Origin of the sequence: Klebsiella sp. Shm-1 (genome assembly GCF_040804525.1) — a bacterium.
Lineage (GTDB): Bacteria > Pseudomonadota > Gammaproteobacteria > Enterobacterales > Enterobacteriaceae > Klebsiella > Klebsiella pneumoniae.
This window is the reverse complement of record NZ_CP161823.1, coordinates 1,363,511-1,381,634: the sequence shown is the minus strand read 5'-3', so window position 1 is coordinate 1,381,634 and position 18,124 is coordinate 1,363,511. Positions and strand designations below refer to the sequence as shown.

The following is an 18,124-nucleotide window of genomic DNA, read 5'->3' as shown; positions in this document are numbered from 1 at the left end:
TTTCCGCCAGCTGAATCGATTTTATGATTTGGTTCAAGTCTTCCTTTCGCGGCATAATGTTTAATGACGTGCTAGACGTCAATGGCCCGCAGGTCTTCGCAGCGCCAGGCGCTGCCGACGCCAAGGCCGGAAACGTAACGCCGGCGCTAACAATACAGGCTAAAGTCGAGTCGTTAGACTAGACTTTAGGTCCACAACACTAAACCTATAAGTTGGGGAAATATAATGTTCCAGCAAGAAGTTACCATTACCGCTCCGAACGGTCTGCACACCCGCCCTGCTGCTCAGTTTGTTAAAGAAGCTAAAGGCTTCACTTCTGAGATCACTGTAACCTCCAACGGCAAAAGCGCCAGCGCCAAAAGCCTGTTCAAACTGCAGACTCTGGGCCTGACCCAGGGCACCGTAGTGACCCTCTCCGCTGAAGGCGAAGATGAGCAGAAAGCTGTTGAGCATCTGGTTAAACTGATGGCTGAACTCGAGTAAGTTCACGGGTTCTTTTTCATATCAGTCACAAGTAAGGTAGGGTTATGATTTCAGGCATTTTAGCATCCCCGGGTATCGCCTTCGGCAAAGCATTGCTGCTGAAGGAAGATGAAATTGTCATCGACCGGAAGAAAATTTCTGCCGATAAGGTTGATCAGGAAGTCGAACGTTTCCTGAGCGGCCGCGCCAAGGCCTCCGCCCAGCTGGAGGTCATCAAAACCAAAGCTGGTGAAACTTTCGGTGAAGAAAAAGAAGCCATCTTCGAAGGGCATATTATGCTGCTGGAAGATGAGGAGCTTGAGCAGGAAATCATAGCCCTGATTAAAGATAAGCACATGACTGCCGACGCGGCAGCCAATGAAGTTATCGACGGTCAGGCCACTGCCCTGGAAGAGCTGGATGATGAATACCTGAAAGAACGTGCGGCTGACGTACGTGATATCGGTAAGCGCCTGCTGCGCAACATCCTTGGTCTGGCAATCATCGATCTGAGTGCGATTCAGGATGAAGTCATCCTCGTCGCCGCCGATCTGACCCCGTCTGAAACCGCACAGCTGAACCTGAAAAAAGTGCTGGGTTTCATCACCGATGCGGGCGGTCGTACCTCCCACACCTCTATCATGGCGCGTTCCCTGGAATTGCCGGCCATCGTGGGCACCGGCAGCATCACGGCGCAGGTGAAAAATGGCGACTATCTGATTCTCGACGCGGTGAACAACCAGGTTCTGATCAACCCGTCTAACGAGCAAATTGAAGCGCTGCGTAGTCTGCAGGCTCAGGTTGCGGAAGAAAAAGCCGAACTGGCGAAACTGAAAGATCTGCCGGCGATTACCCTCGACGGCCATCAGGTTGAAGTCTGCGCCAACATTGGTACCGTTCGCGATGTCGAAGGTGCTGAGCGCAACGGCGCCGAAGGCGTAGGCCTGTATCGTACCGAATTCCTGTTCATGGACCGTGACGCGCTGCCAACTGAAGAAGAACAGTTTGCGGCTTATAAAGCGGTGGCTGAGGCCTGTGGCTCTCAGGCCGTTATCGTCCGTACCATGGATATCGGCGGCGACAAAGAGCTGCCGTACATGAACTTCCCGAAAGAAGAGAACCCGTTCCTCGGCTGGCGTGCCGTGCGTATTGCGATGGATCGTAAAGAGATCCTGCGCGACCAGGTTCGCGCCATCCTGCGTGCCTCCGCTTTCGGTAAGCTGCGCATTATGTTCCCGATGATCATCTCTGTTGAAGAAGTGCGTGCGCTGAAGAAAGAGATCGAAATCTACAAACAGGAACTGCGTGACGAAGGTAAAGCATTTGACGAATCCATTGAGATCGGCGTGATGGTGGAAACACCGGCTGCGGCGACTATTGCTCGTCATCTGGCCAAAGAAGTTGATTTCTTTAGTATCGGCACCAATGATTTAACGCAATATACTCTGGCAGTTGACCGTGGTAATGATATGATTTCACATCTTTACCAGCCGATGTCACCGTCTGTACTGAATCTGATTAAGCAAGTTATTGATGCTTCTCACGCTGAAGGTAAATGGACTGGCATGTGCGGTGAGCTTGCGGGCGATGAACGTGCTACACTTCTGTTGCTGGGTATGGGGCTGGACGAATTCTCTATGAGCGCCATTTCCATCCCGCGCATCAAGAAGATTATTCGTAATACGAACTTCGAAGATGCGAAAGTATTAGCAGAGCAGGCTCTTGCTCAACCGACAACGGACGAGTTAATGACGCTGGTTAACAAGTTCATTGAAGAAAAAACAATCTGCTAATCCACGAGATGCGCGGCCCAAATTACTGCTTAGGAGAAGATCATGGGTTTGTTTGATAAATTGAAATCTCTGGTTTCTGATGACAAGAAAGACACCGGAACTATTGAGATTGTTGCTCCCCTCTCCGGTGAGATCGTCAACATTGAAGACGTGCCGGATGTGGTTTTTGCGGAAAAAATTGTGGGCGATGGGATTGCCATCAAACCGACTGGCAACAAAATGGTCGCGCCGGTAGACGGTACCATTGGTAAAATTTTCGAAACCAACCACGCGTTCTCTATTGAATCTGATAGCGGCATCGAGCTGTTCGTTCACTTCGGTATTGATACCGTTGAACTGAAAGGCGAAGGCTTCAAGCGCATCGCTGAAGAAGGTCAGCGCGTGAAAGTCGGCGATCCGGTTATCGAATTTGATCTGCCGCTGCTGGAAGAGAAAGCCAAGTCGACTCTGACGCCGGTGGTTATCTCCAACATGGACGAGATCAAAGAGCTGATCAAACTGTCCGGTAGCGTGACCGTGGGTGAAACCCCGGTAATCCGCATCAAGAAGTAATGCTTGCTGCATAAAAATGGCGCCGAAAGGCGCCATTTTTTTTATACCGCGCAGGTTACCGGTCGATAGCACTTCTCGCGAGACAAGACGCGCAATCCCTCCGGGGTGCTCTCCAGAATTCGCCGCTCGCTGTCAGCGACCAGCAGTTCGCACTGATATCCACCGGCCAGGCCGAACAGCGACCGCGCCACGCAGGCATCCTCCAGCGCCGCCTCACCTGTCGTATCAAAATGACCAACAATGCGTCCCTGCTGGCGGATCACTAACCGATAGCTTTTCATCTGCTTTGCTCCAGCGGCGGTAGGATCAATTCGTCACAACCCTGGGCGGCAGTCCAGTTCATCACCTCCAGCACGCGCTGGGCAGCAGCCTGCGTCGCTGCCCCCAGCGCCAGGCCGGAAAGCAACCCGCTCACCAGCTCCGCGCAGAACAGATCGCCGGTTCCTTTTAAGTCTGTCTCCACCCGCGGGTGAACCACCACTTCCACTGCATCGGCCGTCACCACCAGCACATTGATCGTCGAATCGGCCTCTCCCGGCGCGCTGGTGATCACCACCCATTTGAGGGTGTCCGACAGCAGGCTTCGCGCCGCGGCGACCGCCTCCTGCCGATCGCGACAGCGCTGGCCGCTCAGCGTCTCCAGTTCGAACAGATTGGGGGTGATCCCTTGCGCCAGCGGCAGCAGGTGCTGACGATAGGCGTCCGGGATCTCAGCCTTGACATAGATGCCGCTGTCGACATCGCCGATGACCGGATCCACCAGAATGCATAACCCGGGATGGCGGGCCCGTACGCGCGTCAGCCACTGCGCCAGGCGTTCGATTTGCACAGCGCTGCCCATATAGCCGGTGGTGACCGCACGCAGTTCGCGCAGCGCGTCGCGCTCCTCCAGCGCCTGCAGATACCCGACAAACCACTCTTCCGGAATAATGCCGCCATAGAACGTCTCATAATGGGGCGTATTACTGAACAGCACCGTCGGCACCGCCAGCACGCGCAGACCATGCTGTTTAATCGCCGGAACCGCGATGCTGTTGCCGACGCTGCCATAGACTACCTGCGACTGCACGGCGACGATATCCACTTCCGACGCCCGGCTTTTGTCGTGAAAGAGCACTGATTGTATATCATCCTGCTGGCCCATCTTTTCTCCCCCCGCTGGACAGCGGGTCACGCACTGATTATGATTCGTCCTATGCTAAATTCCATTTTGTCATAGGTCAATAATGTTAGCCGGAAAAACCGCCAGCGAAATCTTCGATAACATCCGCCATCTGGTGCAGAGCGGCGGGTTGCAGCCCGGAGAGGTTCTGCCGCCGGTACGTGAACTCGCCAGCCAGCTTGCAGTGAATCGCAACACTGTCGCCGCCGCCTATAAACGGCTGGTGACCTCCGGGCTGGCCGTCAGTCAGGGACGCAACGGTACAGCCATTAAAGCGCGGGACACACTGCCGGCGCTGGAGGGAGGTGACCCAACGACCCCGCTGAACGATATCTCCAGCGGCAATCCGGATCCGGCCAGACTGCCTGATTTACCCCGCTATCTGGGCCAGATTGCCCGCACGCCCCGCCTGTATGGCGATGCGCCCATCGAGCCGCGGCTTGGCCAATGGGCCGAGGCGTGGTTTGCCAGAGAGATAGCCGTTCCCTTTGCGGTGAATCTCGCCAGCGGGGCGATAGACGCCCTGGAGCGCCTGCTGTGCGCTCTGCTGCTCCCCGGCGACGGCGTTGTGGTGGAAGATCCCTGTTTTCTCAGCAGCATCAATATGGTGCGTTACGCCGGTTTTACCCCCTGCCCGGTGGCGGTGGATGCCGAAGGGATGGATCCTGACGGCCTGGAGGAGGCGTTACGCAACGGCGCACGGGCGGTGATCTTAACCCCGCGCGCGCATAATCCTACCGGCTGTAGCCTGACGGAAACCCGGGCGCATGCCCTGCGGGAGGTGCTAGCCCGCTATCCGCAGGTACTGGCGATTGTTGATGACCATTTTGCCCTGCTGTCGGCCACGCCATGGCACTCCCCTCTTCCTGCAAGCACCCAACGCTGGGCGCTGGTGCGCTCGATGTCAAAAACCCTCGGACCAGACCTACGGCTGGCCTTTATCGCCAGCGATGCCGCTACTTCAGCGGCGCTGCGCCTGCGGCTTAACGCCGGCAGCCAGTGGGTCAGCCATCTGCTGCAGGACCTGACGCTGGCCTGCCTGACCGACGAGGCGTTTATCGCCTCGATGACGGAGACCCGTCGTCACTATCGCCAGCAGAATGAGAAACTGGCGGCGGCGCTGGCCCGGCACGGCTTCAGCCATGCTACGCCAGGGGATGGCCTCAATTTCTGGCTGCCGCTGCCAGCGGCGAGCCAGCCCTACGCCTTACGCCTGGCCCGCGCCGGCTGGCTGGTCCGGGAGGGAGAGGTGTTTGGCATCCGTACGCCCTCCCACGGGCTACGCCTGTCGCTGGGCCGTCTGAGTGACGCTGAGATTTCCCGCCTGGCGGCCGATATTGCGCAGGCCTTAGACGCCCCCTGACGCAGGCAGTCCACCGAACGTATCGGGGAGTGATGGCAGCTGCCGACAAATTAATGAAAAATAAACGACAGCAGGCTAGTCTTACCTGCATGCCCTGATCGCCGAGGCGGACAAATCGCTCACAACAAGGAGCACCAGAGATGCATAACGCTGACCCGGCACTGAAAGCGGTCATTGAAGCCTGCGATCGCGCTATCTCGCAGGAAGATTACGATACCCTGATGAGTTATTACGCAGAAGACGCCGCGCTGGTCGTCAAACCGGGCATGGTGGTCAGAGGGAAAGAGAATATCCGCAAAGCCTTTATCGCCATTGCCGACTATTTCCAGCACCGACTGGTGGTGACTCAGGGGAAAATGGAGGTTATTGAAGGCGGCGGCAATGCGCTGGTGATTATGGAGACCCGGCTGGATATCCCGACGGCGGACGGGATATCCCAGGTTACGCGACGCGCCACCTATGTCTTTCAGAAGCAGGGCGAACGCTGGCTGTGCACCGTCGATAACTCCTACGGCACCGACCTGCTTGATGATTAAATGCCCGCCCCCTGGCTAAAGTGTTCTTCGCCGAACACGCCGGTGGAAAGGTAACGATCGCCGCGATCGCAGACGATCGCCACCACCACCGCGCCAGGATTTTCGCGGGCTATGCGTAACGCGCCCGCTACCGCGCCGCCCGAACTGACGCCGCAGAAAATGCCTTCCCGCACCGCCAGCTGACGCATGGTGTTCTCGGCATCCTGCTGATGAATATCCAGCACCGTATCCACCAGCGAAGCGTTAAAGATCCCCGGCATATACTCTGCCGGCCAGCGGCGGATCCCGGGAATACTGCTCCCCTCCTCCGGCTGCAGGCCAACAATGGTCACCGGTTTACTCTGTTCACGCAGAAAACGTGACACGCCGGTAATGGTGCCAGTGGTCCCCATACTGGAGACAAAGTGGGTGATACGCCCCGCGGTCTGCTGCCAGATTTCCGGGCCGGTGGTGGTGTAGTGGGCGTAGGGGTTATCCGGGTTGTTAAACTGATCGAGCAGTTTGCCTTCGCCGCGCTGGGCCATCTCCAGAGCCAGGTCGCGGGCACCCTCCATCCCCTGCTCTTTGCTGACCAGGATAAGCTCGGCGCCGTAAGCGCGCATCGCGGCCCGACGCTCCTGGCTCATGTTGTCGGGCATCAGCAGCTTCATCCGGTAGCCTTTCAGCGCGGCGATCATCGCCAGCGCAATACCGGTGTTGCCGCTGGTCGCTTCGATCAGCACGTCTCCGGGCTGAATTTCGCCGCGCTTTTCCGCTTCAACGATCATTGACAGCGCGGCGCGATCTTTCACCGAGCCGGCCGGATTATTGCCTTCGAGTTTGACCCAGACTTCGCTGCCGTTGTCCGGTCCCAGACGCTGAAGTTTGACCAGAGGGGTATTGCCGATGGTTTGTTCGAGTGTATTCACGATTTTTACTCAATAAAAAAGCCGGGCGGCGCTTCGCTTACCCGGCCTGGCAGACGCGTGATAATTCCAGACCGGGTAAGCAGAGCCTCACCCGGCAAAAGCACATGGATTTAAGCTATCAGGCCGACTCCGCCAGAGCAAGCTCGCCGCGCGGCTCGATACGCTCGGTACCGTTGTACAAACGCGCGTTTTGCAGCCCGACGAACAGCCGTTCGCCGCGGGACGGCGCCTCGTCGCCCGTTAACACCACGCTCAGCGGTTCGTCATACCACCCCAGAGGCTGGACGACTAATTGGGTGTAGTGCCCTTTCGGACTGGCCTCCAGGACCTGCACCGGCAGCGGCGAATCCAGGCTGGTCCGCCGGCTGATGTCCACTTCCCACGGGCGCAGGAACAGGTCCACTGGCCCCTGGTATGCCGGGGTATAGCCTAACGGCCAGCGGTGGGCGCCGACGTGGAACTGTCCACCGCGGATGACCCCCTGCAGGCGGTTCACTTCCCCCATAAACTCCAGCACGAAACGGGTAGACGGCTCACGCCATACGCGCTCCGGGGCATCGGCCTGTTCGATGTTGCCCTGGCTCATGACCACCACCCGGTCGGCAACTTCCATCGCCTCTTCCTGATCGTGGGTGACGAACACGCTGGTGAATTTCAGCTCTTCATGCAGCTGACGCAGCCAGCGGCGCAGCTCTTTACGCACCTGCGCATCCAGCGCACCGAAAGGTTCATCCAGCAGCAAAATTTGCGGCTCCACCGCCAGGGCGCGCGCCAGCGCCACGCGCTGCTTCTGGCCTCCGGACAGCTGCGCCGGATAGCGATCCGCCAGATGGGCCAGCTGCACCATCTCCAGCAGTTTGGTCACCTTGGCTTTAATCGCCGCCGCATTGGGGCGTTCGCGGCGCGGCAGCACGGTCAGGCCAAAGGCGATGTTATCGAACACCGTCATATGGCGGAACAGCGCATAGTGCTGGAAAACGAAGCCCACTTTACGGTCGCGAGCGTGCATCCGACTGACGTCGGTACCGTGGAAGCGGATATGACCGCTGGTCTGATGCTCCAGACCGGCGATAATTCGCAGCAGGGTGGTTTTTCCGGAGCCCGAGGGCCCCAGCAGCGCAACCATTTGTCCGGAAGGGATATCCAACGAGATATCATTCAGCACCTGGGTGCGACCAAACGATTTCTTAATATTGGCAATCTCAATGCTCATGATTTCCCTCCTGTTGCGCGCGTTCTTTCTGATTGGCCAGACGCCATTGCAACATACTCTTTAAAAACAGGGTCAGAATAGCCATTAACGTCAGCAGGGCGGCGGCGGTAAACGAGCCGACGGTGTTGTAATCCTGCTCCAGTAGTTCAATTTGCAGCGGCAGCGACAGCGTTTCGCCGCGGATCGAGCCGGAAACCACCGACACCGCGCCAAATTCGCCGATGGCGCGGGCGTTGGTCAGCACCACGCCGTACAGCAGCGCCCAGCGAATATTGGGCAACGTCACCCGGCGGAACATCTGCCAACCGGACGCGCCCAGCAGCACCGCGGCCTCATCTTCATGACTGCCCTGACTCATCATCACCGGCACCAGCTCACGCACCACAAACGGACAGGTAACAAAGATGGTCGCCAGCACCATGCCCGGCCAGGCGAACATGATTTGCAGATTATGCGCGTCAAGCCAGCCGCCCAGCGGACCGTTAGAGCCGTAAAACAGCAGATACACCAGACCGGCCACCACCGGCGAGACGGCGAACGGGATATCCAGCAACGTCAGCAGCAGCTGGCGCCCCGGAAAGGTAAAACGTGTCACCAGCCAGGCCAGCAAGGTACCGAACACCAGGTTCACCGGTACGGTAATCAACGCAATCATCACCGTCAGCCAGATGGCATGCAGCATGTCCGGGTTCGCCAGGTTTTCCAGCACCGGCATCAATCCTTTGCTGAAGGCCTGGATAAAGATGTAGAGCATCGGCACCACAAGGATGAAGGCGGAGACCAGCATCCCGACGCCAATCAGAAACCATTTTCCCCAGTTGATACGGGGCGCGTCGTAGCGTTTCAATTGAGTAACTTCCGCCATTAGTGACCTACCACGCGTCGACCAAAGCGACTCTGCAGGGTATTGATGGAAAACAGCAGCAGCAGTGAGGCGGCCAGGATCACCGAGGCGATGGCGCTCGCCGCCGGATAGTCAAACTCCTGCAGACGAATAAAGATCATCAACGACGTTACTTCCGTCTTCCACGCGATGTTGCCGGCGATAAAAATCACCGCGCCGAATTCGCCGAGGCTGCGGGTAAACGACAGAGCAATGCCCGCCAGCAGCGCCGGCGACAGCTCCGGCAGCACCACCTTGCGGAAACTCTGCCAGCGCGTGGCGCCCAGCGTTTCCGCCGCTTCCTCATACTCGGGCCCCAACTCTTCCAGCACCGGCTGCACGGTGCGTACCACAAACGGGATGCTGGTGAAGGCCATCGCCACGGCGATGCCGAGCCAGGTATAGGTGACTTTAATATCGAACTTCGCCAGCCATTCCCCGTAAATACCGTTCACCGAAAACAGCGAGGCCAGGGTCAGACCGGCTACCGCCGTCGGCAGCGCAAACGGCAGGTCCATTAAGGCATCCAGCAGCGTGCGGCCCGGAAAACGATAGCGGGTCAGGATCCAGGCCATCAGCAGACCAAAGACGCCGTTAAAAATCGAGGCCACAAACGCCGACAGCAGCGTCACCTTATAGGCGGCCACCACCTGCGGGTTGGTGATCACATCCCAGTACTGCGCCCAACTCATCTGCGCCAGCTGCATCACCAGCGCGCTGAGCGGTAATAACAAAATCAGACAGACAAACAGCAGGCTGGTGCCAAGGCTCAGGGTAAAGCCCGGCAGCACGCGCTTGGACGACACAGCAAACATTACTTACGCCCCGCCGCCAGCAGTTTGTCCAGTTCGCCGCCGCTGGCGAAGTGGGTTTTCATTACCTCAGGCCAGGAGCCAAACTTATCTTCCACGCGGAACAGCTCGGTCTGCGGGAATTTATCCTTCAGAGCATCCATCACTTTCGGGTTGTTTACCCGATAGTAGTAGTCGGTAATGATAGTTTGCGCCTGTGGCGTATAGAGCCAGTTCAGGTAGGCTTTCGCCGCCTTTTCCGTGCCATTGGCTTTGACGTTTTTATCGACCCAGGCTACCGGGAACTCCGCCAGAATGTTGGTTTTCGGGATAACCACTTCAAATCCCTGCGCCTCATACTGCTTGCGAATATTATTCACTTCCGATTCGAAGCTAATCAGCACATCGCCGAGGCCGCGCTCGGCGAAGGTGGTGGTCGCTCCGCGCCCGCCGGTGTCAAAGACTTCGACGTTCTTGAGAAACTGAGTCATAAACTGTTCGGTTTTAGCTTTATCGCCGCCATCAGCTTTATCCGCCGCGCCCCATGCCGCCAGGTAGGTGTATCGGGCGTTACCCGAGGTTTTCGGATTCGGGAAGATCAGCTTAACGTCAGAGCGAACCAGGTCGTTCCAGTCATGAATGTTTTTCGGATTGCCTTTACGCACCAGGAAACCCATCGTCGAATAGAACGGTGAGCTGTTGTTCGGCAGACGGCTTTGCCAGTCGGCCGGGATCAGGTTGCCTTTGTCATGCAGGATCTGCACGTCCGTCACCTGGTTGTAGGTGACCACGTCCGCCTTCAGGCCCTGCAAAATAGCCAGCGCCTGCTTGGATGAACCGGCATGCGACTGCTTGATGGTCAGCTTGTCCCCGCCATTGTCTTTCGCCCACTGCTGCTCAAAAGGCGGGTTAAGGGCGGCAAACAGCTCGCGGGAGACATCATAGGAGCTGTTCAGCAGCTCCGTCGCCTGCGTCTGCGCCACCAGCAGCATGGAAGCCGCCAGCGCCAGATATCCTTTTTTCAGTGATTTAACGGCCATTGCGCACCCTTATCAACGTTGAACATTTTCTGATGATCATCATATTTATAACGGGTACGAAAGGAGTAACGGTTTTATATACCGTTTGGCGATTTGGAAGTCGAAAAGGGAATAAGCAACTGGCAAAGCTTAGCTGAAAGCGGCTCGCAGATTAGACGGGTCATTGTGACAAACGGCAGCCAGGCGTGCACTGTGTTTATATGAAAAACACACAGATATTTGCTCGTCAGCTCAGACGTAGCTTAACGCCCGCAGAACGTCGACCAGGGTACTTACTGGGCAACCGCCGTTTTGCTAGCGACACGTTTCGCCGTCAGCACCCCGTTGGCCCCTATATTCTCGATTTCGCCTGCTGCGCAATACGGCTGGCGATTGGACTAGACGGCGGCCAACACGATGACGCCGCACCCGCTGGCAACAGAGCGAGGGATGGCGAGTTTTACGCTTCTGGAATATTGAGTTTGAAGAGCATGGTGATGCGGTGATGGAGGGGATACTTGAAGCGCCTGAGTCGCCGATGCCCTCACCCCTCCCCTCTGACTGAGGGAGAGGGAGTAAAAGAATCCGCACGCAGATCCCATAGCCGCACCTTACCGTCCCCTCTCCCCTTTGGGGAGAGGGTTAGGGTGAGGGGAAAAATTACAGCGCCTGGATACGCTCCAGCGACGGCGCGAAGTAATACCCGCCGGTCACCGGTTTGGTGAAGCGCAGCATCGCGTCGCGTTTACCGTCGGTATCGCCAAACATGCTCAGCAGCTGCTGCTCGATGTTATACAGGCGCGCGCAGTAGGCGCAGAAATAGAGGCCATGGGTGCCGCTGGCGGTGCCGTACGGCAGGCTCTGACGGACGATTTTCAGCCCTTTGCCATCTTCTTTTAAGTCCACGCGGCTCAGGTGCGACGTGACCGGACGTTCATCGCCATCGATCTCTTCGTTAGCGTCTTTAGTACGGCCGATCATCATCTCCTGATCCGGCACGCTCATGCGGTTCAGCTGTTTGAGATTATGCTCCCAGCGCTGGACGAACACGTAGCTGCCGCCCGCATCCACGCCGTCTTTAATGACCGCCACTTCGCGGCGGGTTTCTTCCCCCGCCGGGTTTTCGGTGCCATCGACGAAGCCGCTGAGGTCACGCTCTTCCACCCAGCGGAAGCCGTGGATCTCTTCTTTCACGTCGATAGCGTCGCCAAAGGCGGCCAGCGCGGCCTGCGCCACCGAGAAGTTAACTTCATGACGGGCGGATAAAATATGAATCAGCAGGTCATACTGGGTGGACGGCGCCAGCCCTTTGCCATAGACCGGGAAATCTTTTAACTCATCCGCCCCTTCGCCGCCGCTCAGCTGACGCCAGACGTTATTGCCGAACGCCACCACCGCACCGAGTTTGGCGTCGGGGAATTTAGCCTGGAAGGTGGCCACGTTATCGACAAAAATTTTGCTCGCTTCGCGCAGGGCGTTAACGTCCCCTTTGAGATTGGCTTCAATCCAAATCGCCGCGCGGCAATGTTCCGGCAAAATGCCGCTCTGAACCTGAGACATCGCTCCTCCTGAAATGATGCAACCACAACGCTGTCGCGTTGCTAACGCGCCATTGTAACCGTTTTTCAGAGCTGTCGTGTCTCTTCAGATCAATTTAGCGACGCCAGATAATCTTGCTGACCTTCCAGTTTTTCAGCGTATCGTCGGAGGGCATCAGCTCGTCCGGACCGCTCCAGTGGCCAGTGAAGGCATAGCTGATATGCTGGCTCCCCTCGGCCTGACACTCGACGACCGCCCCGTTGTCATGGCTGCCTTTCTGGCAGTTGCCGAAGGCTTTGCTGTACAGGTCGCTAAACGGTGTGCCGATTTTCACGCCGCTGGCGGTTTTGATATCCGCATCACGCACGTCAATCCGGCTGATAGCACCGTTGTCGCCATTGATGGTCAGCGCCACGCTGTTGTTTTTCAGCGCTTCAAAGTAGTGGACGATATTGCCCTTATCGGTCTTCATTCCGCTGCGTAAACGGTAGTCGCTGCCCAGCGCATCGCTAATCGCCTGTTCATTGAGCGGCGTGAAAGCCGTCAGTTTACCCACTCCCTGCTCGGTCACCTCGGTGGAAGCGCCAAACCAGTTCCACGGATAGGCCGCCGACCAGTTGACTGCGCTCATCGTGGAGCAGCCGGTCAGCGCCAGCGGAAGCGCACAGAGCATTACACGTAGCGATTTCATATCTCAATCCTTTCTGAGTCATTCAACGCATGTTGGAGTTCACGATCGGCAAAAAGTGCCATTAAAAGGTGGTCTGGTGAAAACAGGCGCCCAGGCGACGGCTGGTTAACAGCCACCACAGGGCATAGCCATCCGCGACCAGCAGCGCAATGGTCAACGAGGAGGGAGATTCGCCGCTCAGCCATAGCATCGGCTGCCACAGCAACAGCAGCACTTGCGATAGCACCAGCAGCCAGCGCATCGCCCGCCACAGGCGCGGCAGGCGCTGACGATAGCCGCTAAGCAGAAAGGCCAGCACCGCCGGCACGCCTGGCAGTAAACCAAGCCAGAAGCGCTCGTGATCGGGATAGAACAGATTAAGAATCGCGTCGCCCTGCTGGCGCGATGCGCCGGCCATCAAAAACAGCACCCACGTGCGGGCCTGCAACAACAGCACGCACCAGAAAAGCAAAGGCAGGCGCAGACGGCCATGGGCATCAAAATCGGCGGGGATAAACTCAGTATTCTTCATCTTCGATCAGGCGCTTGCCCAGGGTCAGGACATCGGCGTACTCATAGCCCAACCGCTCGTACATTCCCTGCACCACATCATTGTCTTCACGGACCATAATGTTGATTTTCGGGCAGCCGCGGGCAATCAGCTTTTTCTCCAGACGGTTGAGCAGCGCGTTCGCGATACCCCGGCCGCGATATTCCGGATGGACGCCGAGATAATAGGCCGATCCGCGATGACCGTCATATCCGCCCATCACCGTGCCGACCACTTCGCCATTCACTTCCGCCACCAGAAACAGGCTGACGTCGTGATTCAGCTTGCGCTCAATATCCATCTCCGGATCGTTCCACGGGCGCAGCAGATCGCAGCGCTCCCACAGCGTCACAACCTCTTCGAAATCCTGCTGGCGAAAAACGCGAATCTCCATGGTATTCCCCACCATTGACGGTTAAAAACAGTGATTATGGCGCGAATATAACTGATAGCCAATATCAGGCGAAATCAGCGACAAAAAATGGCATAATATGACTTTGTCATGTATTGAAATGAAAAGTAAAACAATTCTTATTTTGAATGGTCGTAACGGCAAACGCGATACGATATAACATTGGACATCACTTGTTTACAATTCAGGCCGAATGAGCACTTTTAAACCCTTAAAAATACTTGCTTCGCGCCGTCAGGTGCTGAAAGCCGGGCTGGCTGCGATGACGCTGAGCGGCGTCGCCTCACAGGTCAGCGCAAAAGAACAGCCACTGAAAACGTCAAATGGACATAGCAAACCCGCCGCCAAAAAGGCCGGGGGTCGCCGGATTGTAATGTTAGATCCGGGCCACGGCGGCATCGATACCGGCGCTATCGGCCATAACGGCTCGAAAGAGAAGCATGTGGTGTTGGCGATCGCTAAGAACGTGCGCAGCATTTTGCGCAGCAACGGCATCGACGCCCGCCTGACCCGCACCGGGGATACCTTTATCCCGCTGTACGACCGCGTGGAGATCGCCCATCAGCACGGCGCCGATCTGTTTATGTCAATCCACGCCGATGGCTTCACCAACCCGAGCGCCGCCGGCGCCTCGGTGTTCGCCCTGTCAAACCGCGGCGCCAGTAGCGCCATGGCGAAATACCTCTCCGATCGCGAAAACCGCGCCGATGAGGTCGCCGGTAAGAAAGCGACGGATAAAGACCATCTGCTGCAGCAGGTACTGTTCGATCTGGTGCAGACCGACACCATCAAAAACAGCCTGACGCTGGGCTCGCATATCCTGAAAAAGATCAAGCCGGTACATAAGCTGCACAGCCGCAATACCGAGCAGGCGGCGTTCGTGGTGCTGAAGTCACCATCCATACCGTCCGTGCTGGTGGAAACCTCGTTTATCACCAACCCGAACGAGGAGAAACTGCTCGGCACCACCGCCTTCCGGCAGAAAATCGCCACCGCGATTGCCAACGGCATTATCAGCTATTTCCACTGGTTCGATAACCAGAAAGCCCATTCGAAGAGACGTTAATGAAACCCGATGCCGCGCAGGTAAAAACTTTTCTGCTCCAGCTCCAGGACAACCTCTGTCAGCAGCTGAGCGCCGTGGATGGCGCGCCGTTTATTGAAGATGCCTGGCAGCGGGAAGGCGGTGGCGGCGGACGCAGCCGGGTGCTGCGCGAAGGCCGGGTGTTCGAGCAGGCGGGGGTCAACTTTTCCCACGTCCATGGCGACGCCATGCCTGCCTCCGCCACCGCGCACCGCCCGGAGCTGGCCGGACGCAGTTTTGAAGCCATGGGCGTCTCGCTGGTGGTTCATCCGCTGAACCCCTACGTGCCCACCAGCCATGCCAACGTGCGGTTTTTTATTGCCGAAAAGCCTGGCGCCGACCCGGTGTGGTGGTTCGGCGGCGGCTTTGATTTAACCCCTTACTACGGCTTTGAAGAGGATGCCGTCCACTGGCATCGTACCGCCCGCGATCTGTGTCTGCCGTTCGGCGAGAAAGTCTATCCGCGCTATAAAAAATGGTGCGATGATTACTTCTATCTCAAGCACCGCCAGGAGCAGCGCGGCATCGGCGGTCTGTTCTTTGACGACCTGAACACCCCGGATTTTGACCACTGCTTCGCCTTTATGCAGGCGGTCGGGAACGGCTATGCTGACGCCTATTTACCTATCGTCGAACGCCGGAAAGCCACGCCGTACGGCGAACGCGAGCGCCACTTTCAACTCTACCGTCGCGGCCGCTATGTCGAGTTCAATCTGGTCTGGGACCGCGGCACCCTGTTCGGCCTGCAGACCGGCGGGCGTACGGAGTCGATTCTGATGTCGATGCCGCCGCTGGTGCGCTGGGAATATGATTATCAGCCCGAGCCCGGCAGCCCCGAGGCGGCGCTGAGCGAGTTTATTCAGGTGCGCGACTGGCTGTAACGGCCGGATGGCGGCTGGCCACCCGGTAGCGGAGTCTCTTCCCTCACACCCACTGGCGCAGGCGATGGTGCAGCGTCATCGACGGTTTCTCAGCAAACAGCTGCTGATAGTCGGTGGCGAACTGCCCCAAATGCCAGAATCCCCACTGCATGGCCGCCTCCTTGACCGTCTCGCGCTCTGACCAGGGGCTTATCAGCTCCCGACGCACGGCGTTCAGGCGGATCCGTTTGAGCCAGGCGTTAGGACCAATCCCCAGTATCGCATGGAAGGCGTTCTGCAAGGTGCGACGGCTGACGTACAGCTGCTGGCACAGATCGAGAACGGTTAACGGCTCCGCGCTGTTTTCCAGCACATATTCGCGCGCCTGCGCCAGCAGGCGGCGGTAGCTCTGGTGGCTGACGCTCTCTGCACTTACCATCGGCTGCGCTTCTTCCAGCATCGTGCCCATCGCCAGCAACAGATTATCCCGCAGGACCTTACGCACGGCCGGCTGATGAAGGGTATCCGGATGCTCGCTAAAGGTGGCCAGCGCCTGTTGGACAAACCCCCACAGCGCGGCCTTATGCGGCTCGCGGACCGCCAGCGCTGACTGGTTGCGTAGCATATGTAGCACCCGTTCCGGGTGGTGCAGGAAACTGGCGTGACGCGCAATCACCTCCTGCGAAATCACTACCCCGAGAATGGTGTAATCATCCGGCGTGCTGAGCTCGAACTCCGTACCGCCGGGACGGGTGGCGATTTCTGCCCGGCCCAGACACTGCGAGCCGATAAACCCCTGTTCACCCCGGGTCGCCGGAATGCCAAACCAGAAGGAGTTCGGCCAGACCAGGCAGGACTGGCGCAGCGCCAGCCCGGTATATTCGCGGAAGACCTGGATCTCATCGAGTAGGATTTCGGTAAACTCGCCGCGAAACTGCCCCGGATGCAGCTGATCGTAGATCTGTTGCCAGGCGGTAATGGTCAGGGCGTGCTCATACACATCGGTTGTGTGTCGTTGATGAATATTGTCAATTTCAACCTGAGGCGTCAGCCTGGTGTCTTCCGGCAACGCCTCGCAACAGAGATGGTGCAAATTTGCAGAACGACGCTTTTTCATAATCGTTAAAGCCGGGGGCAAGCCGCTCCCGGCACCTCCGACAGGTTATGGATTTTTGAGACGATAGCGGCTACTGCGTTTTCGTAGCGTCCCTGCGGAAAAGAGCTGCTCCAGCGCCTGGCGGGCCTTATCCAGCGGCCAGGCAAAATGCGCGGCGACCTCGCCGGCCGTCATGCCCTGACGAACTGAAGCCAGCAGCGTCAGTAAGGCTTCCGATGAAGCCGGGTCAGCAGGCGGCATGGGCGCTGGCGGCGGTGGCTGAAAACCGCCGATCAGCCGCTGGGTATCCTCTTCCGGGCGGCCAATTTCCCGACGGCTGATCACGCAGCCGGTCCGCCGGGCAGCGGCGGCCCCGGCATCCAGCGCGGCGCGGCAGGCCGCCAGGTCGCCCTCCACCACCAGCGTTAACCTGCCCGGGTCGAGCACTTCATGACTGAGCAGGCGCACATTGGCCGCCTTAAGCATGGCATCCGCAGCGTCTACAGCCGCGACCATGCCCTCCACTTCGAGCAATCCCAGCGCATTGATCATCGCTCCCTCCATTACGCACGCTGTACAGGATGACGGGCAATATCGAGAACGGCATCGGTAAAGGCATTGCAGGCGGCTTTACAGGCGGCCTGGCTTCCCGTCAAAAAGGCGGCCGAATAGTTGGTTTCCGATGGCGGCGGGACGTAGGTCACCAGCTGAACGTCGGCCGACTTCATCGCCGCATCGATACCAAACGTCGCCTCCAGCGGCGGCGCCACCAGATAAGCGATCGGATCGCCCAACGCGATGCCAGCGGCCGATGAAAGATAAGAGCCGGTACGCGACACCACGTGCGCCAGAAAGGCGGTATCTTGCGCGTCGTTAGCCCACTGGAATGCCGCCCCACCTTCAATATGCGCCATCATGGCATCCAGCCCGGCGCGAACTTCCGCCGGGTTCGGGCCGCCAAGCATGATCAGTACTTCGCCGGCGGTAGGCGACGGACCATGGGCCGCGCCGGCGTAGAGGGAGCGGCCATAGACCACCTCCACCATCGCCTGCTTTGTCGCTTCGTCGGCGGCAATATACGTCACATCGTCAGAATCTGCCGTGATGAGTCCGAGGCTACGTATATGCGACGGTAATTTAAGCTCGCGCGCGAAACCGTCATTCACCGAGGCAATCACGCGCATCGCGGTGACCGAGGGTCGAATCAAATCTAATGCTGGCATGATGCCTC

21 protein-coding genes and 1 pseudogene are annotated in these 18,124 nt (G+C 58.0%); 8 read left to right on the top strand and 14 right to left on the bottom strand.

Annotated features, from left to right (window positions below; translation table 11 throughout):
* Positions 1–225 precede the first annotated feature (225 nt).
* Genes ptsH through crr form a run of 3 tightly spaced genes read left to right on the top strand, consistent with a single transcriptional unit; the run spans position 226 to position 2,807 of the window.
* Positions 226–483: a phosphocarrier protein Hpr gene (gene ptsH, locus AB1E37_RS06765; protein WP_002913505.1), complete on the top strand. Its 258-nt coding sequence runs from the start codon at positions 226–228 to the stop codon at positions 481–483.
* A gap of 44 nt (positions 484–527) precedes the next feature.
* Positions 528–2,255 carry a phosphoenolpyruvate-protein phosphotransferase PtsI gene (gene ptsI, locus AB1E37_RS06760; protein WP_002913506.1) on the top strand — a complete coding sequence of 576 codons (1,728 nt, stop codon included), beginning with the start codon at positions 528–530 and terminating at the stop codon, positions 2,253–2,255.
* A 42-nt stretch (positions 2,256–2,297) separates the two neighbouring features.
* Positions 2,298–2,807, top strand: a complete 510-nt coding sequence (gene crr, locus AB1E37_RS06755; RefSeq protein WP_000522253.1) for a PTS glucose transporter subunit IIA — start codon at positions 2,298–2,300, stop codon at positions 2,805–2,807.
* Between the two features lie 41 nt (positions 2,808–2,848).
* On the opposite strand, the gene AB1E37_RS06750 is transcribed toward crr, so the two are convergent.
* Complete coding sequence (locus AB1E37_RS06750) at positions 2,849–3,088, bottom strand: hypothetical protein (protein ID WP_002913605.1); 240 nt, start codon at positions 3,086–3,088, stop codon at positions 2,849–2,851.
* Positions 3,085–3,951 carry a pyridoxine/pyridoxal/pyridoxamine kinase gene (pdxK, locus tag AB1E37_RS06745; RefSeq protein WP_004174917.1) on the bottom strand — a complete coding sequence of 289 codons (867 nt, stop codon included), beginning with the start codon at positions 3,949–3,951 and terminating at the stop codon, positions 3,085–3,087. The genes AB1E37_RS06750 and pdxK overlap by 4 nt, the downstream gene beginning before the upstream one ends.
* An 82-nt stretch (positions 3,952–4,033) precedes the next feature.
* On the opposite strand from pdxK, the gene ptsJ reads away from it, so the two are divergent.
* Positions 4,034–5,332 (top strand): transcriptional regulator PtsJ, encoded by a 1,299-nt coding sequence (gene ptsJ, locus AB1E37_RS06740; RefSeq protein ID WP_002913617.1) that lies wholly within the window; start codon positions 4,034–4,036, stop codon positions 5,330–5,332.
* A 140-nt stretch (positions 5,333–5,472) separates the two neighbouring features.
* Positions 5,473–5,868: a nuclear transport factor 2 family protein gene (locus AB1E37_RS06735; RefSeq protein WP_004209729.1), complete on the top strand. Its 396-nt coding sequence runs from the start codon at positions 5,473–5,475 to the stop codon at positions 5,866–5,868.
* Here AB1E37_RS06735 and cysM read toward each other — a convergent pair.
* The 5 genes from cysM to cysP all read right to left on the bottom strand — a co-directional run bounded on the left by cysM (position 5,865) and on the right by cysP (position 10,703).
* Positions 5,865–6,776 (bottom strand): cysteine synthase CysM, encoded by a 912-nt coding sequence (gene cysM, locus AB1E37_RS06730; RefSeq protein WP_004145610.1) that lies wholly within the window; start codon positions 6,774–6,776, stop codon positions 5,865–5,867. The two genes, AB1E37_RS06735 and cysM, sit on opposite strands and share 4 nt — an antisense overlap.
* Positions 6,777–6,894: 118 nt before the next feature.
* Positions 6,895–7,989: a sulfate/thiosulfate ABC transporter ATP-binding protein CysA gene (gene cysA / locus AB1E37_RS06725; protein ID WP_002913623.1), complete on the bottom strand. Its 1,095-nt coding sequence runs from the start codon at positions 7,987–7,989 to the stop codon at positions 6,895–6,897.
* Positions 7,979–8,854: a sulfate/thiosulfate ABC transporter permease CysW gene (cysW, locus tag AB1E37_RS06720; protein WP_002913625.1), complete on the bottom strand. Its 876-nt coding sequence runs from the start codon at positions 8,852–8,854 to the stop codon at positions 7,979–7,981. Before cysW ends, cysA begins: the two co-directional genes overlap by 11 nt.
* Entirely contained in the window at positions 8,854–9,687 is an 834-nt protein-coding gene (gene cysT / locus AB1E37_RS06715) for a sulfate/thiosulfate ABC transporter permease CysT (RefSeq protein ID WP_002913626.1), read from the bottom strand. Before cysT ends, cysW begins: the two co-directional genes overlap by 1 nt.
* Complete coding sequence (cysP, locus tag AB1E37_RS06710) at positions 9,687–10,703, bottom strand: thiosulfate/sulfate ABC transporter substrate-binding protein CysP (protein WP_004185040.1); 1,017 nt, start codon at positions 10,701–10,703, stop codon at positions 9,687–9,689. Before cysP ends, cysT begins: the two co-directional genes overlap by 1 nt.
* Before the next feature lie 200 nt (positions 10,704–10,903).
* Between cysP and AB1E37_RS06705 the strand changes: the two are divergent.
* A pseudogene (locus AB1E37_RS06705) lies at positions 10,904–11,148 on the top strand (endonuclease domain-containing protein); the annotation flags it as partial.
* A gap of 194 nt (positions 11,149–11,342) precedes the next feature.
* Here the strand turns inward: AB1E37_RS06705 and AB1E37_RS06700 are convergent.
* From AB1E37_RS06700 to AB1E37_RS06685, 4 genes are all read right to left on the bottom strand, one after another.
* On the bottom strand, positions 11,343–12,242 hold the full coding sequence (locus AB1E37_RS06700) for a Dyp-type peroxidase (protein WP_004145614.1): 900 nt from the start codon (positions 12,240–12,242) through the stop codon (positions 11,343–11,345).
* Positions 12,243–12,336: 94 nt separating this feature from the next.
* Positions 12,337–12,912, bottom strand: coding sequence for an RpoE-regulated lipoprotein (locus tag AB1E37_RS06695; RefSeq protein WP_032447831.1), 576 nt, complete (start codon positions 12,910–12,912; stop codon positions 12,337–12,339).
* Between the two features lie 61 nt (positions 12,913–12,973).
* On the bottom strand, positions 12,974–13,423 hold the full coding sequence (locus tag AB1E37_RS06690; protein ID WP_002913635.1) for a DUF2919 domain-containing protein: 450 nt from the start codon (positions 13,421–13,423) through the stop codon (positions 12,974–12,976).
* A complete protein-coding gene (locus AB1E37_RS06685) occupies positions 13,410–13,835 on the bottom strand; it encodes a GNAT family acetyltransferase (protein ID WP_002913637.1) in 426 nt (141 codons plus the stop codon). The genes AB1E37_RS06690 and AB1E37_RS06685 overlap by 14 nt, the downstream gene beginning before the upstream one ends.
* A 211-nt stretch (positions 13,836–14,046) precedes the next feature.
* Here AB1E37_RS06685 and amiA point away from each other — a divergent pair, with 211 nt between their 5' ends.
* Both amiA and hemF read left to right on the top strand, forming a co-directional pair.
* Positions 14,047–14,919, top strand: coding sequence for an N-acetylmuramoyl-L-alanine amidase AmiA (gene amiA / locus AB1E37_RS06680; protein ID WP_002913639.1), 873 nt, complete (start codon positions 14,047–14,049; stop codon positions 14,917–14,919).
* Positions 14,919–15,818 carry an oxygen-dependent coproporphyrinogen oxidase gene (gene hemF / locus AB1E37_RS06675; RefSeq protein WP_032417384.1) on the top strand — a complete coding sequence of 300 codons (900 nt, stop codon included), beginning with the start codon at positions 14,919–14,921 and terminating at the stop codon, positions 15,816–15,818. The genes amiA and hemF overlap by 1 nt, the downstream gene beginning before the upstream one ends.
* 43 nt (positions 15,819–15,861) lie before the next feature.
* On the opposite strand, the gene eutR is transcribed toward hemF, so the two are convergent.
* Genes eutR through eutL form a run of 3 tightly spaced genes read right to left on the bottom strand, consistent with a single transcriptional unit; the run spans position 15,862 to position 18,116 of the window.
* Entirely contained in the window at positions 15,862–16,914 is a 1,053-nt protein-coding gene (eutR, locus tag AB1E37_RS06670; RefSeq protein ID WP_002913642.1) for an HTH-type transcriptional regulator EutR, read from the bottom strand.
* Between the two features lie 45 nt (positions 16,915–16,959).
* On the bottom strand, positions 16,960–17,445 hold the full coding sequence (gene eutK / locus AB1E37_RS06665; RefSeq protein WP_004151997.1) for an ethanolamine utilization microcompartment protein EutK: 486 nt from the start codon (positions 17,443–17,445) through the stop codon (positions 16,960–16,962).
* An 11-nt stretch (positions 17,446–17,456) separates the two neighbouring features.
* A complete protein-coding gene (eutL, locus tag AB1E37_RS06660; RefSeq protein WP_004174905.1) occupies positions 17,457–18,116 on the bottom strand; it encodes an ethanolamine utilization microcompartment protein EutL in 660 nt (219 codons plus the stop codon).
* Positions 18,117–18,124 lie beyond the last annotated feature (8 nt).